This is a genomic window from Streptacidiphilus sp. P02-A3a, from assembly GCF_014084105.1.
Classification (GTDB): domain Bacteria; phylum Actinomycetota; class Actinomycetes; order Streptomycetales; family Streptomycetaceae; genus Streptacidiphilus.
This window is the reverse complement of the sequence record NZ_CP048289.1, coordinates 8,476,709-8,491,406: the sequence shown is the minus strand read 5'-3', so window position 1 is coordinate 8,491,406 and position 14,698 is coordinate 8,476,709. Positions and strand designations below refer to the sequence as shown.

The 14,698-nt window shown below is 73.0% G+C and carries 12 protein-coding genes; 10 read left to right on the top strand and 2 right to left on the bottom strand.

Annotated features, from left to right (window positions below; genetic code table 11):
- The first annotated feature begins 36 nt into the window (after positions 1-36).
- The 6 genes from GXP74_RS35875 (at position 37) to GXP74_RS35850 (ending at position 6,630) form a co-directional block, all read left to right on the top strand.
- The gene (locus GXP74_RS35875; RefSeq protein WP_225448739.1) at positions 37-1,482 is read left to right on the top strand and encodes a penicillin-binding transpeptidase domain-containing protein; all 1,446 of its coding nucleotides are present in this window, start codon (positions 37-39) and stop codon (positions 1,480-1,482) included.
- Positions 1,483-1,508: 26 nt separating this feature from the next.
- A complete protein-coding gene (rbsK, locus tag GXP74_RS35870; RefSeq protein ID WP_182456872.1) occupies positions 1,509-2,411 on the top strand; it encodes a ribokinase in 903 nt (300 codons plus the stop codon).
- A gap of 107 nt (positions 2,412-2,518) precedes the next feature.
- Positions 2,519-3,826, top strand: coding sequence for a sensor histidine kinase (locus GXP74_RS35865; RefSeq protein ID WP_182455391.1), 1,308 nt, complete (start codon positions 2,519-2,521; stop codon positions 3,824-3,826).
- 13 nt (positions 3,827-3,839) lie between these two features.
- On the top strand, positions 3,840-4,556 hold the full coding sequence (locus GXP74_RS35860; protein WP_225448425.1) for a response regulator transcription factor: 717 nt from the start codon (positions 3,840-3,842) through the stop codon (positions 4,554-4,556).
- A gap of 95 nt (positions 4,557-4,651) precedes the next feature.
- Positions 4,652-6,109 carry a glycosyltransferase family 87 protein gene (locus GXP74_RS35855; protein ID WP_182455390.1) on the top strand — a complete coding sequence of 486 codons (1,458 nt, stop codon included), beginning with the start codon at positions 4,652-4,654 and terminating at the stop codon, positions 6,107-6,109.
- A gap of 26 nt (positions 6,110-6,135) precedes the next feature.
- Positions 6,136-6,630: a VOC family protein gene (locus GXP74_RS35850; protein ID WP_182455389.1), complete on the top strand. Its 495-nt coding sequence runs from the start codon at positions 6,136-6,138 to the stop codon at positions 6,628-6,630.
- 4 nt (positions 6,631-6,634) lie between these two features.
- Here GXP74_RS35850 and GXP74_RS35845 read toward each other — a convergent pair whose 3' ends face one another.
- The gene (locus GXP74_RS35845) at positions 6,635-8,293 is read right to left on the bottom strand and encodes a penicillin-binding transpeptidase domain-containing protein (RefSeq protein ID WP_225448424.1); all 1,659 of its coding nucleotides are present in this window, start codon (positions 8,291-8,293) and stop codon (positions 6,635-6,637) included.
- A gap of 231 nt (positions 8,294-8,524) precedes the next feature.
- Here GXP74_RS35845 and GXP74_RS35840 point away from each other — a divergent pair, with 231 nt between their 5' ends.
- On the top strand, positions 8,525-9,385 hold the full coding sequence (locus GXP74_RS35840; protein ID WP_182455387.1) for a bifunctional 2-polyprenyl-6-hydroxyphenol methylase/3-demethylubiquinol 3-O-methyltransferase UbiG: 861 nt from the start codon (positions 8,525-8,527) through the stop codon (positions 9,383-9,385).
- Positions 9,386-9,391: 6 nt separating this feature from the next.
- Here the strand turns inward: GXP74_RS35840 and GXP74_RS35835 are convergent, their stop codons facing one another.
- The gene (locus tag GXP74_RS35835) at positions 9,392-11,167 is read right to left on the bottom strand and encodes a dolichyl-phosphate-mannose--protein mannosyltransferase (RefSeq protein WP_370468580.1); all 1,776 of its coding nucleotides are present in this window, start codon (positions 11,165-11,167) and stop codon (positions 9,392-9,394) included.
- Between the two features lie 152 nt (positions 11,168-11,319).
- Here GXP74_RS35835 and rsmI point away from each other — a divergent pair, with 152 nt between their 5' ends.
- The 3 genes from rsmI (at position 11,320) to metG (ending at position 14,642) form a co-directional block, all read left to right on the top strand.
- A complete protein-coding gene (rsmI, locus tag GXP74_RS35830) occupies positions 11,320-12,204 on the top strand; it encodes a 16S rRNA (cytidine(1402)-2'-O)-methyltransferase (RefSeq protein ID WP_182455386.1) in 885 nt (294 codons plus the stop codon).
- Positions 12,205-12,410: 206 nt separating this feature from the next.
- On the top strand, positions 12,411-12,908 hold the full coding sequence (locus tag GXP74_RS35825) for a hypothetical protein (RefSeq protein WP_182455385.1): 498 nt from the start codon (positions 12,411-12,413) through the stop codon (positions 12,906-12,908).
- Between the two features lie 93 nt (positions 12,909-13,001).
- Positions 13,002-14,642 (top strand): methionine--tRNA ligase, encoded by a 1,641-nt coding sequence (metG, locus tag GXP74_RS35820; protein WP_182455384.1) that lies wholly within the window; start codon positions 13,002-13,004, stop codon positions 14,640-14,642.
- The last annotated feature ends 56 nt before the right edge of the window (positions 14,643-14,698 follow it).

Sequence of the window (14,698 nt, the reverse complement as noted above, 5' to 3'; positions counted from 1 at the left end):
CGGCTCACCCTCAGCCGCACCGCCCGCCGGGCCGGGATGTTCAGCCTGCTGCTGGTGCCGGTGCTGCTGGTGAACCTGACCCGGGTGCAGGTGGTGCAGGCGGGCCGGTACAACGGCAATCCGGCGAACCAGCGGGCGGTGCTGGCCCGCTACTCCCAGCCGCGCGGCGACATCGTGGTCGGCGGCAGCCCGGTCACCGGCTCCCGGGCGACCGGCGGCGTCTTCGACTACCTCCGGACCTACACCGACGGACCGCTGTACGCGCCGGTCACCGGGTTCTCCTCGCAGACCTACGGCAACACGCTGCTGGAGGGGGTGGAGGACGGCGTGCTCTCCGGGACCGACAGCGGACTCGCGGTGCACCCGCTGCTGAACGCGATCACCCGGGAGCAGGTGCCCGGCGGCAAGGTGCTCACCACCATCAACGCCAAGGCGCAGCGGGCGGCCTTCGCCGGGCTCGGCGGCAAGCGCGGCGCGGTGGCCGCGATCGAACCGGCCACCGGCCGGATCCTGGCGCTGGCCAGCACGCCCTCGTACGACCCCGGCGGGCTCGCCGGGACCGGTCCGGCGGTGACCGCCGACTGGGCGGCGCTGACCGGCAGCGCGACCCAGCCGATGCTCAACCGGGCGCTGCGGCAGACCTATCCGCCGGGCTCGACCTTCAAGCTGGTGACCGCCTCGGCCGGGCTGATGAACAACGTCTACGGCGGGATCGACGTGCCGACGCACTCGCCCGACCCGTACACACCGGCGGACACGACGGTGCCGATCACCAACGAGAACGCCGCCGACCCCTGCCAGGACGCCACCCTGCTGGTCGCGCTGGAGGTCTCCTGCAACACGGTGTACGGCAAGCTCGGCGACGACGTGGGGGAGGCGGGGATGGTCCGAATGGCCCAGGCGTACGGCTTCAACCAGACCGGGCAGACCATTCCGGTGGGGGTGTCCCAGAGTGTCTTCCCGACCGGGCTGACCGGTCAGGCGTATCTGGCGCTGTCCTCGATCGGGCAGTACGACACGGCCGCGACGCCGTTGCAGATGGCCGAGGTCGGGGCGGCGATCGCGAACGACGGGACGCTGATGCAGCCGCAGCTGGTGAGCTCGCTGACCCGGGCCGACGGCACGCCGGTGCGGACCTTCAAGCCGAGGGTGTTCGGCCGGCCGGTCTCGGCCCCGGTCGCCGCCGAGCTCCAGCAGATGATGGTCGGGGTGGTCAGCAGCCCGCTCGGTACCGGCGGCAACGCGGCGATCCCGGGGGTGACCGTGGGCGGCAAGACCGGTACCGCGCAGAACGGGGTGGGCAACAGCGGCACCCCCTATGCCTGGTTCGTCTGCTGGGCGAAGCCCAGCGGGGCGGCGGTGGCACCGGTGGCGGTGGCGGTGGTGATCGAGGACAGCAACGCCGACCGGGCGGATGTCAGCGGCGGCGGACTGGCCGCTCCGGTGGCCCGCGCGGTGATGCAGGCTGTACTGAATGGATGATGTTCAGTCAAGGTAGTGGCATGCCGATGATCGCAGTGGTGGGCAGTATCAATCTCGACCTGGTCGTTCCGGTGCCGCACCACCCGAGTCCGGGGGAGACGGTGCTGGGTGGCGCGCTGGCCGAGCATCCGGGCGGCAAGGGCGCGAACCAGGCGGTGGCGGCGGCCCGGCTGGGCGCGCAGGTGGCGATGGTGGCCATGGTGGGCGCGGACGCCGTCGGCGAGCGGCTGCGGAAGGCGCTGGAGCAGGAGGGGGTGGACGTCGACCGGGTGCTGCTGGAGCACGGGCTGGCCAGCGGCCAGGCGCTGATCGCGGTGAACACCGGGTCGGGGGAGAACTCGATCATCGTCAGTCCCGGCGCGAACAGTGCTCTCGCTCCGGAGCACTGCGCTGCCGCCGGAGCACTGCTTCGGGACGCGAGCGTCACCCTGCTACAGCAGGAGGTCCCGGCCGAAACCGTGGAGGCGGCGGCCCGGCTGGCCGCCGGAACGGTTCTGCTCAACCCGGCCCCGGCCCGCCCGCTCTCGGCGGCGCTGCTGGAGATGGTGGACGTGCTGGTGCCGAACCGGGAGGAGCTGGCCGCCCTGGTCGGCCAGCCGCTGCCGGACCTGCACGCCGTGGCCGACGCGGCCCGCACCCTGCGCGGCCCGGCCGCCGTGGTGGTCACCCTGGGTGCGGACGGAGCACTGCTCTGCGAAGAGGGCGCCGTTCACCTCGTCCCCCCGCTCCCGGTGACCCCGGTCGACACCACCGCCGCCGGGGACGCCTTCTGCGGCGCGCTCGCGGTCGCCCTCGCCGAGGGCCGCCCGCTGCACGAGGCGGTCCGCCGGGCCAACGCCACCGCCGCACTGGCCACCACCCGCGCCGGCGCCCAGCCCTCACTGCCCACCCGGGCCGAGGTCGAACAACTGCTCAACCACCCGTTCTGAGCCCCCCTCGGCGCCCCGCCCGCCGGTACCACCTCAGCGACGCCCCATAACGCTCCGCCACCGGGCGGACTAAGCTCGGCTCCGACATGGACGGAGCCCTTCGGCGTGTGAGCATCCGCGCCCTCGCCCGCGCGGGCGACTTCGCGCGGATCATCCGCAAGGCCGGCTGGGCGGCCCCCGACCAGCGGGTCTTCCTGCTCCCCTCACTGTCCAGCCCCCGGCTGCGGTACGCCCTCGCGGTGGTCGGCGCCGCCTGCGTGTTCATCCTCACCGAGACCGCCGACGGCCAGCTGAACCAGCTCGTCCCCGGCAGCCTGGCCTGGGCCCTGGCCGGGCTCCAGGTACTGCCGCTGCTGCTGGCCGCCGCCCGGCCGCTGGCCGCCTGGCGGATCTCCGCCGTCGGCCTCACGCTCACCACCTTCGCCGAGGTCGGCCACGCGCCTACCCCGTTCTGGCCCTGGCCGGTCAGCGGCTGCCTGGCCCAGGTGGCGCTGCTGTTCATCACCGCCCAGGTCTACGGGCGGGACGTGGCGGTCGGGGTGGACCTGTGGACCACCGGGGCGGTGCTGCTCCCGGCGGTGCCGCTGGTCGGGCTGCCGCCGGTGGTACTCGCGGTGGCGGCGGTGGTGGCCACGCTGGTGCTGGTGCTCGGCGAGTCCATCCACTCCCGCCGCGAGGCCGAGCGGCACCTGGTCCAGGCCGAGGAGCAGCGCCGGGCCGGGCTGGCCCGGCAGGCGGTGCTGGAGGAGCGCTCCCGGATCGCCCGCGAACTGCACGACGTGGTCGCGCACCACATGTCGATGATCGCCATCCAGGCCGAGGCCGCCCCCTACAAGGAGTCCGGCCTGCCCGAGCAGACGCTGCGCACCTTCGGCGCGATCCGGGAGGCGTCCACCACCGCGCTGACCGAGATGCGCCGGGTGATCGGCCTGCTGCGGGAGGACGACGAGAACGCCGAGCGCGCCCCGCAGCCCGGTATCGACCGGATCCCGGAGATGGTCCGGGCCGCCCGGCAGGCCGGGATGCAGGTGGACCTCACCCTCACCGCCGGTCCCGAGCGCCCACCGGCCGTGGTCGACGTCTCGGTGTACCGCATCGTCCAGGAGGCCCTGAGCAACGCCGGACGCCACGCGCCCGGCGCGCGGGTGGAGGTCGAGGTGCTGCGCACCGAGGACGCGGTGCGGGTGCACGTCGCCGACGACGGCCGCACCAGCGGCGGCCCGCTGCCGGACGACGGCGGCAACGGCGGACACGGCCTCACCGGCATGCGCGAGCGGGCCGCCCTGCTCGGCGGCACGCTGCGGGCCCACCCGCGCGAGCACGGCGGCTTCGAGGTGACCGCCGAACTGCCGCTGCACGGGGTGCCGGAGCAGCGCCGGTGGGAGCTTGGCAGTGGCGGAAGCGAAGAGGGCTGACGGGGGAGCGCGCGTGTCCGAGAACATCCGGGTGCTGCTGGTGGACGACCAGGAGATGGTGCGGGACGGCCTGGGCGCGTTGCTGGCCTCCGCCCCCGACATCGAGCTCGTCGGCGAGGCGGGCGACGGCCTGCTGGCCGTCCAGCTCGCCGCCGAACTGCGGCCGGACGTGGTGGTGATGGACATCCGGATGCCGGGCATGGACGGCCTCACCGCGACCGCCCGGATCCTCGGCTCGGCCGAGCCCGGCCCGCCGGACGCCCCGCGCGCCCGGCCGCTGCCGCAGACCCCGAGGGTGCTCATCCTGACCACCTTCGACCTGGACGAGTACGTCTACGAGGCGCTGGCCCGGGGCGCCAGCGGCTTCCTGCTGAAGGACGCGCCCGCCCGGGACCTGATCAACGCGGTCCGGGTGGTCGCCTCGGGCGAGGCGCTGCTGGCGCCGTCGGTCACCCGCAGGCTGATCGACGACGTCGCCCGCCGCCGCCGCTCCGGGCACCTGCGCCCGGAGGCCGCCGCCACGCTCACCGTCCGGGAGCTGGACGTGCTGCGCCAGGTCGCCCGGGGGCTGTCCAACGGCGAGATCGCGGACGAGCTGTTCCTGTCCGAACAGACCATCAAGACCCATGTCGGCCGGATACTCGCCAAGCTGGAACTGCGCGACCGGACCCAGGCCGTCGTCTTCGCCTACGAGAACGGCCTGGTCGGCGGGCCGGGTGAACCTGGTTGAGGAGATTAGGCCGTCCTCGCCAACCTGGAGAGGGATATCCGCACCACTCTGCAGCGTGACGACGTGATCACGGATTCCTTCCTACCGTGGGCATGGTGACGACGACTCATGTCCCGGAAGCTGCCCGGCCGACCACCGCCGTCAGCCCCGAAGCCCACGACGCGGAGCGCGAACCGTCCGCGCCCGACACCGCCCGCCCCGCTCGGCCGCAGCGCCGGCTGTGGGTGCTCGGCTGCCTGGTCTGCGCGGTCTGGGCCGGTTGCTTCCCGATAGTCTCCAACCTCCGCCCCGAGCAGAACTGGGGCCTGATCGCCTTCATCGGCTACCTGCTCGCGACCGGCGCGGCGGCCTTCGCCCCGCTCCGGCTGGTACCCCGGCTGGTCGTCGGCACCGCCCTGCTCGGCGCGGTGCTGGTCCCGCTGCCGGTGATGCTGGCCCAGGGCTGGGCGCAGTCCGAGGTCCAGGTGGTGCAGTACTCGGCGACCCAGCTGCTGCACACCGGCAGCCCGTACATCCCGCACCCGCGCCAGGTCACCCAGTACGACCCCTACCTCCCGGCGATGGCGCTGTTCGGGCTGCCGCGCGCGCTGCTGGGCAGCCACGGGGCGCTGCCGAGGGTCCTCGGCGACGCCCGGCTGTGGTTCCTCGCCGCCTTCCTCGGCTGCCTGCTGCCCGGCTGGCGGCTGCTGCGCCCGCGCACCCCCGGCGCCGACCGGGCGCGCACCCCCGGCGCCGACCGGGCGCGCACCCCCGGCGCCGACCGGGCGCGCACCCCCGGCACCGACCGGGCGCGCACCCCGGGCGCCGACCACTCGCGCGGCCTGCTGGCGCTGGCCGCGGTCACCGCCTCCCCGCTGGTCGCCCTGTCGGCCGCGGTCAGCGGTGTGGACCTGCCGCTGATCGGCTGCTGCCTGCTCGGCCTCGGCTACGCCGGGCGCGGGCACGCGCTGCGGGCCGGGCTGGTGATCGCCCTGGCCTGCGCCCTGAAATGGACCGCCTGGCCGGCCTTCCCGGTGGCGCTGCTGCTGCTCCAGTTCCGGTTCGGGCTGCGTCCGGTGCTGCGCTGCGCGGCGGCGACGCTGCTCGTCGCCGGGGCGCTGATCCTGCCGTTCACGCTGGTCACCCCCGGTGCGGTGATGGAGCAGGTGGTGCGCTTCCCGCTCGGCCTCGCGCAGCTGCGCACCCCGGCGAACAGCCCGCTGCCGGGGCACCTGCTGGCCGAGCTGGGTCCCGGCGGCCGGGTGGCCTCGCTGGTGCTGCTCGGCCTGGGCGGGGTCGCGGTGGCGCTGTGGCTGCTGCTCCGGCCCCCGGCCGGGGTGGTCCAGGCGGCGGACCGGCTGGCGGCCGGGGTCGCCGTGGCCTTCCTGCTGGCCCCGGCCGGACGCTTCGGCTACCTGGACCTGCCGTTGCTGCTGCTGCTCTGGCCCAGGCTCGCGACCGGGGTGCTGCGGGCGGCGTCCGAGCCCCGGCGCGGGCGCGGGCCCGAACCGGAGCAGCCGGGACGCCTGGGAATAGTTTCCCAGGAAGATGTTGTTGTGGCCCTCGACAGCTGATCCGTCCCTCCGACCGAGGAGCCCCCGTGCCAGTCCGCCGCCTCAACCACGCAGTGCTGTACATCCGCGACGTCCAGCGCTCCGTCGAGTTCTACCAGGACGTCCTCGGCTTCGAGGTCGCCGCCGAGTACGCCGGGCAGGCCGCGTTCCTGCGCGCTCCCGGCACCCTCAACGACCACGACCTGGGGCTGTTCGCGGTCGGCGGCCAGGCCGCGGGGCCGGTCCCCGGGCAGGTCGGCCTCTACCACCTGGCCTGGGAGGCGGGCACGCTCGGCGAGCTGGCCGCGATCGGCGCCCGGCTGCGCGAGCGGGGCGCGCTGGTCGGCGCCAGCGACCACGGCGTGAGCAAGTCCTTCTACGCCAAGGACCCCGACGGCATCGAGTTCGAGGTCATGTGGCGGGTCCCGCGCGCGGAGTGGCCGGCCGACGGCGGCGGCGTCCAGCGGCTCGACCTGGAGGCCGCCCTCGCCCGCTGGGGCGCGGAGCTCGCCACCGGCGCGGCAGCGGGCTCCGCGACCTGACCGGCTACTCCCCGCTCTCCAGGACCTGCTGGACGATGTAGCCGGCCGTGTCGACGCCGTTGGCACCGCCTTCGACCATGGCCGCCACGGCGATGCCGTGGTCGAAGGCGGTGAACCAGCCGTTGGTGGTGTTGCCGTCGCCCACCTGCGCGGTACCGGTCTTGCCGCCGCTGCCGGGCAGGCTCCCCAGCCGCGGTTCGGCGGTGCCCATGGGGTTCGACGCGTCGAACTCCATCATCTGCCGCAGGTACTGGGCGGTGGTCTGGTTGAACGGCTGTGCGGCCCCGGCCGGTGACAGGCCGGGCAGGATCACCGGCTGGTGGAAGGCGCCGTCGGCGACCGTGGCCGCCACCGAGGCCATGTGCAGCGGGGTCATCTCCACCGAGCCCTGGCCGATGAGGTCGGCGGCGGCGTCCGAGCCGTTCGGCTGCGCCAGCACCTGCGGGGTGGCCACCTGGAGCCCGCCGCCGATGTTCCACTGGCCCAGGCCGAAGACGTCGTGCGCCTCCGTGCTCAGGTCGGAAGCGTCGCCCGGGTGGACCAGTTTGTCGAAGCCGTCCTTGATGAAGGCGGTGTTGCAGGACTCGGCGAAAGCCTGCTCGATCGTCGTGTTCGGGTTGCTCGGGACGTCGCTCTCGTTGGAGAAGGTCTGGCTGTCGGCGGGCTGGTTCTTGTTGCAGGGGGCCGGGTAGTTCGGATAGAGGCCGGCCATGTCGAACAGCGCTGCCGAGGTGATGATCTTCATGGTGGATCCCGGCGGGCTCGGGAGCTCCAGCGCCAGGTCGCCGACCGTGCTGTTCCCGTAGGCGCTGGCCAGGATGTGGCCGTTGCTGCTGTCCAGCACCACCACGGCCGCCGGCAGGCCGCCGAGGACCGGCTTGACCACGGCGTTCTCGGCCACCCGCTGGAGCTTGGCGTCGATGGTGGTGACCACCTTCGGGCCGGTCGGCCCGCTGCCGAAGGTCTTCAGCACGCTCACCGGGCTGCCGCTGGCGTCCACGATCTGCACCCCGTTGGGGGCGGTGCCGGTGCTGCCTGCGGTGCTGCCCTGGCTCAGGGTCTTGATGACGCCCGCCAGCGAGGGGTAGGCGGCCGCCGTCAGCACGGTGCCGTCGGCGGCGGTGACCGTGGTGGCCGGGGCGGCCGCCGCGCTGACCGGCCCGGCCAGCAGCGACTGGCCCGCCAGCAGCTTCGGGTAGAGCGTCGCCGAGGCCCAGTCCACCGACACCTGCCCGCCGCTCCGGACCAGGTTCAGCGTGTCCGGGTACGTCCAGGTACCGCCCGCGACCTGCGCGGTGACGGTGAGGTTGACCGTGGTCGCGCCCGGGTCGACGGTGGACGGGCCGCCCGCCGCGACGTCGCTGAAGGCGATCGAGCTGAGCTTGAGGCCGCTCCGGTAGCCGGTCAGGTCCGTCTGCGCGTTGCTCGCGGCGTCGGTGAGCTTCGCCGCCGCCGGGTACTGGCTCGGCCCGGCCCGCCAGGCGTCCAGGAAGGCCTGCGCCGCCTTCAGCGCGGTGGGGCCGCTCGGCGGCGCGGTGGACTGCGGGGCCGGGGCCGCGGCCGCGGCCGTGGCGCTGCTGTCGTCACTGGCAGCGGCCGTGTCGCCGCTCAGCCCGTGGACGATGTTGTAGGCGCCGAGGCCACCCACGGTGACCAGTGCCACCGCGACCGTACCTATGATTCCGCCCTTGACCCCGCGATTCATCTTTCCCCCTGATACCGCCGCCGGGAACCTGTCCCGGCGGCTGCCAATTACCAGAAAGGAATCGTAGGCGTACGGTCGCCGACCCCATGCCGATCCCGCGGAAACGGTGGAGGATCGTTATCCCGAAATCCGCCCGGTTCGGGGCAAAACCGGTCGCCGGGGCCAGGTCCGGGGATTAGCCTCACGCCCATGACGATCTCTCAGGCATCCTCCGGCCCCGACGGCCCCCGCCCCGATCCGGCCGACTGGCGGGCGCTCAACCGGGCCATGTGGGACGAGCGGGTGCCGATCCACACCGGCAGCGGCTTCTACGACGTCCCCGGGTTCCTGGCCGGGGCGGAGGTGCTGCGGCCGTTCGAGCTCACCGAGGTCGGCGACGTCGACGGCCGCAGGCTGCTGCACCTCCAGTGCCACTTCGGCCAGGACACCCTCGGCTGGGCCCGGCACGGGGCGGCCGTCACCGGCCTGGACTTCTCCGCCTCGGCGGTGGCGGCGGCCGAGGAGCTGGCCCGCGAGGCCGGACTGCCGGACGCCCGGTTCGTCACCGCCGACGTGTACGAGGCGGCGAACGTGCTGGCCGGGGAGGTCTTCGACGTCGTCTACACCGGGCTCGGCGCGCTCTGCTGGCTGCCGGACATCGAGCGCTGGGCGCAGACCGCCGCCGCCATGGTCGCGCCCGGCGGCTTCCTCTACCTGGCCGAGTTCCACCCGGTGACCGACATGCTCGGCGACGACGGCCGCACCGTCGAATACGACTATTTCCATCAGGAGGCCACGGTCTGGGATGAACCGGGCACTTACACCGATTACGTCGAGGAACCCCAAATAACGGTGTCCGTCCAATGGCAGCACGGACTCGGCGAGATCCTCAGTGCCATCGCCGCCGCCGGACTGCGCATTGAGTTCGTGCACGAGCACGATTTCACGCTGTTTCCGCGCTTCGCCGCGCTGGAGACGGTGACCGAGGGGGTCACCCGGGTCTACCGCTTCCCGGAGGGGCGGCCGCGCGTCCCGATGGTCTACTCGGTGCGCGCGGCCCGGCCCCGCTGAGCGCGGTCAGATCCAGGTCGGCCACCACATCCGGGCCTGCCACTGCGCGAGCGTGGTCACCTCGCCGGTGTAGAGCGGGAAGAAGTACAGGAAGCACGCCATGATCGCGACCAGCACCAGCCCCGCCGACACGCCGCCCCACAGCCTGCGCTCGCGCGAGGCGGTGGCCCTGCCCAGCATGCCGCCGATCATCAGCGCGATGGCCAGGCAGAGGAAGGGCTCGAAGTCGATCGAGTAGAAGAAGAAGATCGTCCGCTGCTGCCACTGGAACCACGGCAGGTATCCGGCGGCGATGCCGCAGACGATGGCCCCCGCCCGCCAGTCCCGGACCAGGATCCACCGGTACAGCGCGTACAGCAGCGCGAAGCAGCCCACCCACCACAGCAGCGGGGTGCCGATCGCCAGCACCTCGCTGGAGCACTGCGCCGCGCCACCGCACTGCGAGGGCTGTAGGCCGCTCGGGTAGTAGAACGACACCGGGCGGCCGTTGACCAGCCAGCTCCACGGGTTCGACATGTACGTGTGCGGGGTGTTCAGGTGGGTGTTGAAGTTCCAGATCTCCGCGTGGTAGTGCCACAGGCTGCGCAGCGGCGCCGGCACCCAGTCCATGTTCACCTGCGGCAGCGGGATCGGGCCCCAGTTCGCGGCGGAGAGGCCGGCGCGGTGCGCTGCCCACTGCCGGTCGTAGCCGCCCTGCGTGAACAGCCAGCCGGACCAGGACACCAGGTAGGTGAAGAACGCCACGACCACCATGGACAGGAACGCGAACGGCACGTCGTGCAGCAGCGCCATGGCGTACGGGTGCCTGGCACCGGCGGTCTTGCGGGCGGCGGCGTCCCACAGCACCGACAGCACCGCGAAGAAGGCCAGGAACCACAGCCCGTCCCACTTGGTCGCGCAGTCGATGCCCAGCACCACCCCGGCCAGCAGCCGGTAGGGACGCCAGCCCAGCCGGGCCCTGGTGGCCAGCTCCTGGTTCGGCCGCGCGCCGGGGTTGTCGGCGGTCGCCCCGACCAGGTCGGCCAGCCGGGTCCGGGTCCGGTCCCGGTCGATCAGCAGCAGGCCGAAGGCGGCCAGCGCCCAGAACATCACCACCAGGTCCAGCAGCCCGGTGCGGCTCATCACCAGGTGCAGGCCGTCGACGGTCATCAGCAGCCCGGCGACGCAGCCCAGCAGCGTGGAGCGGAACAGCCGACGGCCGATCCGGCAGAGCATCAGCACCGACAGGGTGCCCAGCAGCGCGGTCATGAAGCGCCAGCCGAACGGGTTCAAGCCGAAGATCATCTCGCCGATGCCGATGACCCACTTGCCGTCCGGCGGGTGCGCGATGAAGGCGTTCCCGAGCGGCTTCGGGATCACCTCCGGATGCTGGAGCAGCAGCTGGTTGGCGTTGTTCGGCCAGGTGACCTCGTACCCGTAGTGCCACAGGGCCCAGGAGTCCTTGGCGTAGTACGTCTCGTCGAAGATGATGTCGTGCGGGTGCCCGAGGTTGACGAAGATCAGGATGCCGCCGAACAGGGTCACCAGCAGCGGTCCCAGCCAGCCGGACCAGCGGCACAGCCACATCCACAGCCCGGTCGGCAGCCGTACCCCGAGCCGGGTCAGCACCGGTGAGGGCTCACCGGTGGAGATCCCCGGGCCGTCCGGCATCGGCGGCACCAGCCGCTCGCGCAGCGGGATCCGCTCCGGCGCGCCGTAGCCGAGCCGGCTCAGCCGCCGCTGCCAGGCGCTGAGCGGCCAGGACCGGCGCGGGGTGGCCCCCGTCGGCCCGTCCTGCGGCACCGCCTCGGCCGGGCCGTCGGCCAGCGTCGTCGTGCCGTGCGTCCCGTCGCCGTCCGGCGCTGTCACTGTCGCCTCATCACCGCTCACGCGTGCATCGTAGGGGTGAACCCTGTCGGCAGTACCGGGACCTCGCCAACTGGGAGTATGAAGAGGTGACAGGTCTACTCATTCTTGCCGGAACACCCATCGGCGACGTCGGGGACGCTCCGCCCCGGCTCGCCGCCGAACTGGCCACCGCCGACGTGGTCGCGGCCGAGGACACCAGGCGGATGTGGCGCCTGGCCAACGCCCTGGGGGTGTCCCCGAGCGGCCGGATCGTCTCCTACTTCGAGGGCAACGAGGTCGGCCGGACCCCGGAACTGGTGGAGGCGCTGCTCGGCGGCTCCCGGGTGCTGCTGGTCACCGACGCCGGGATGCCCTCCGTCTCCGACCCCGGCTACCGGCTGGTCGCGGCGGCCGTCGAGCAGGGCATCCGGATCACCGCCGTGCCCGGGCCCTCGGCGGTGCTGACCGCGCTGGCGCTGTCCGGGCTGCCGGTGGACCGCTTCTGCTTCGAGGGCTTCCTGCCGCGCAAGGGCGGCGGGCGCGGCTCCCGGCTGCGGGACCTCGCGGCCGAGCCGCGCACCATGGTCTTCTTCGAGTCCCCGCACCGGGTCGGCGACTCGCTGCTGGCGATGGCCGAGGCCTTCGGCGCGGAGCGCCCGGCGGCCGTCTGCCGCGAGCTGACCAAGACCTACGAGGAGGTCAAGCGCGGCCCGCTGGGCGAACTCGCGGTCTGGGCCGCCGACGGGGTGCGCGGCGAGATCACGGTGGTGGTCCAGGGCGCGCCCCCGGCCGCCCCGGGCGCGCTGGACGCCGTCGAGCTGGCCCGCAGGGTCGCGCTGCGGGAGGAGGCGGGCGAGCGCCGCAAGGAGGCGATCGCGGCGGTCGCCGCCGACACCGGCGTCCCCAAGCGGGAGGTGTTCGACGCGGTGGTGGCCGCGAAGACCGCCCGGCCCCAGAGCGAGGGCCGCGCGGGGACGGCTCAGCGGGGCTGACGGGGCGCGTGTGGGCGCGCGGTCGGCGCGTCCTGTGCGGTCCCCATAAAAAGCTGACCAAGGAATCCTCTCGCTCGGGTAGCGGATCTCCCCTGAACAGCCAACTCTGGGCCAAGAAAGCCGCAGCGGCGACTTCGCGGCGCGAGCCGGGGGGATTCTGGGTGAGGAAGCGAGAAAGCCCCGCTTCGGGCATTCGGGAGACCGGCATGAGCGAACACTTCGGCGACCCCGACCGCGGTGCGGCCGCAGGCACAGCGGCCGACACCACCTCGATCGGAACCGCGACCGGCACTGCCACCGGACGGACCACCAGCACCCGCACCACCCCCATCCCCGAGACCGTCCACGAGGCGTATGCCTTCGCGTGCCTGAACTGCGGCTACGGCTGGGAACAGGCGTACGAGATCGAGCACCGCGCCGATGCCGGGGGTCACCAGGTGATCCGCTACCGCGCCAACGGCGTCCCGGTCCCGTCCCCGCTGAGCAGCCCGGGCTGCCCCGGCTGCGGGGGAGCGCACGTGCGGATCCTGCGCGCCGGGCGCGTCGCCGAGGCCACCGCCTACTGGCACGCGCCCCGCCCCGCCGCCCGTCCGCAGCCCGCGGTCAGCGGCGCGGTCACCACCCCGAGGCCGCGTCGGCAGCACCGGCTCCACCTGCCGTTCCACTTCCTGCACCGGCGCCGGCACACCACCCCCGAGCCCTGACCGTCCCCGCGCCGGGCCCGACCGTCCGCCCAGCCGTCCGCCCGACCGCAGCGCGGCCGGGCGGACCCCGCGCGACGGCTAGGATTCGTGAGCATGGCGGCGACTACAGACAGCTCAGGTTCGAAGAACACCAGCGCGGAGGCGGCGGAGCGTACCTTCTACGTGTCGACGCCGATCTACTACGTGAACGACAAGCCCCACCTCGGCCACGCCTACACCACGGTCGCCGGTGACGTCCTCGCCCGCTGGCACCGCCAGCGCGGCGAGAAGGTCTGGTACCTCACCGGTACCGACGAGCACGGCCAGAAGATCATGCGTACCGCCGAGGCGCACGGCGTCAGCCCGCAGGAGTGGTGCGACCAGCTCGTCCGGGACGCCTGGAAGCCGCTCTGGGAGCACCTGGAGATCGCCAACGACGACTTCATCCGGACCACCGAGGACCGGCACACCGCCCGGGTGCAGGAGTTCGTCCAGGACCTCTACGACAAGGGCGAGATCTACCAGGGCGGCTACGAGGGCCCGTACTGCGTCGGCTGCGAGGAGTACAAGGCGCCCGGCGACCTGATCGACGGCACCGGCGAGTTCGAGGGCCAGAAGCTCTGCCCGGTCCACCGGAAGCCGGTGGAGATGCTGAAGGAGGAGAACTACTTCTTCCGGCTCTCCGATTACGGCCCCCGGCTGCTGGAGTTCTACGCCGCCAACCCCGGGTTCATCCAGCCCGAGTCGGCCCGCAACGAGGTGCTGCGCTTCGTCGAGCAGGGCCTGCAGGACCTGTCGATCTCCCGGTCCACCTTCGACTGGGGCGTGCCGATCCCCTGGGACCCCGAGCACATCATCTACGTCTGGGTCGACGCGCTGCTCAACTACGCCACGGCGGTCGGCTACGGCAGCGACCCGGAGAAGTTCGAGCGGATCTTCCCGGCCGACGTCCACCTGGTCGGCAAGGACATCCTCCGCTTCCACGCCGTGATCTGGCCCGCGATGCTGATGGCCAACGGGCTGCCGCTGCCGAAGCGGGTCGCCGCCAACGGCTGGCTGATGGTCGGCGGCGAGAAGATGAGCAAGTCCAACCTGACCGGGATCTCGCCGCACCAGCTCACCGAGCACTTCGGCGTGGACGCCTACCGGTACTACTTCCTGCGGGCGATCCCGTTCGGCACCGACGGCTCCTTCTCCTGGGAGGACTTCTCCGCCCGGTACACCTCCGAGCTCGCCAACGACTTCGGCAACCTGGCCTCCCGGGTGGCCGCCATGGTCGGCAAGTACTTCGGCGGCGTGCTGCCCGCCGCCGCCGACAGCGGCCCGGCCGAGGAGCAACTGGCCGTGGGCCTGGCACGGGCCTTCGCCGAGGCGGACGACCGGATCGGCGAGAAGCTGGACTTCTCCGGCGGCATCGCCGCGATCTTCGAGTTCGTCAAGCAGGTCAACGGCTACCTCACCGAGCAGGAGCCGTGGAAGGTCGCCAAGGACACCTCGGCGGCCGGACAGGCCCGGCTGGCCACCGTCCTGTACGCGGCGGCCGAGTCGCTGCGCGGGATCGCGGTGCTGCTCAACCCGGTGATGCCGCGGGTCAGCGGGCTGCTCTGGGACTCCCTGGGCGCGGAGCCGGTGCTCGGCGCGCTGGCCGAGCAGCAGGTCGCCCGCGCCGCCGGCTGGGGGCTGCTCCCGGCCGGGGTGACGGTGACCAAGGGCGAGATCCTCTTCCCGCGGCTGGAGGAGCGACCGGAGGCCTGAGCGCCGCGGCACCGGTTGCGGCACCCGTTCGCGGCATCCGTTTTATCTGGTTGTCG

What these genes read in the sequence shown, in the direction of transcription:
- GXP74_RS35875 (WP_225448739.1), top strand. Translation starts at nt 37, where the DNA reads ATGTTCAGCCTGCTGCTGGTGCCGGTGCTGCTGGTGAACCTGACCCGG.
- rbsK (WP_182456872.1), top strand. Translation starts at nt 1,509, where the DNA reads ATGATCGCAGTGGTGGGCAGTATCAATCTCGACCTGGTCGTTCCGGTG.
- GXP74_RS35840 (WP_182455387.1), top strand. Translation starts at nt 8,525, where the DNA reads ATGACGATCTCTCAGGCATCCTCCGGCCCCGACGGCCCCCGCCCCGAT.
- GXP74_RS35825 (WP_182455385.1), top strand. Translation starts at nt 12,411, where the DNA reads ATGAGCGAACACTTCGGCGACCCCGACCGCGGTGCGGCCGCAGGCACA.
- metG (WP_182455384.1), top strand. Translation starts at nt 13,002, where the DNA reads ATGGCGGCGACTACAGACAGCTCAGGTTCGAAGAACACCAGCGCGGAG.